The sequence below is a fragment of the Pseudomonas sp. EA_65y_Pfl1_P113 genome (assembly GCF_963970525.1).
In the GTDB taxonomy this organism is placed as follows: Bacteria; Pseudomonadota; Gammaproteobacteria; order Pseudomonadales; family Pseudomonadaceae; genus Aquipseudomonas; species Aquipseudomonas tritici.
The window spans coordinates 1-441 of sequence record NZ_CAXAQM010000637.1 but is presented as its reverse complement, the minus strand read 5'-3'; the positions used below and the strand labels follow the sequence as shown (position 1 = coordinate 441).

1 protein-coding gene is annotated in these 441 nt (G+C 63.7%); it reads right to left on the bottom strand.

Going from position 1 to position 441, the window contains the following annotated elements:
• Positions 1 to 178, bottom strand: a 178-nt coding sequence (locus AACY52_RS31490) for a proton-translocating transhydrogenase family protein (RefSeq protein ID WP_339561576.1), incomplete at its 3' end; no start/stop codon positions are given.
• Between the last annotated feature and the right edge of the window lie 263 nt (positions 179 to 441).

Here is a 441-nt window from a genome sequence, read left to right as displayed (position 1 = left end):
CGCCCTCACCGATCCCGGCCGCCGCCGCCGCGATCAGCGCGCCGACGATGATCACCGAGGAAATCGCATTGGTCACCGCCATCAACGGCGTGTGTAGGGCGGGGGTGACCGACCAGACGACATAATAGCCGACGAAACAGGCCATCACGAAGATCGAAAGGATCGAGATAAAGTCCATATGCTGTCCTTAATCCTCCCCGGCACGGGGAGGGGGACCCTGAGCATTCAGCGAAGGGTGGAGGGGGCGTGCCGCGAGCGTAACGCCTGTTGAGAGCCCCCTCCACTACCAGCCTGAAGAAGCCGAGCGGTCCCCCTCCCCGTTCCGGGGAGGATCTTCACCCCATTTACCCCGCTCATGCCGTCGCCACCGCATAGTCGCGTGCGCCGTCGCTCAGCTTCTGCACGAACTCGGTGATGTGGCTTTCCTCGATCACCAGCGGG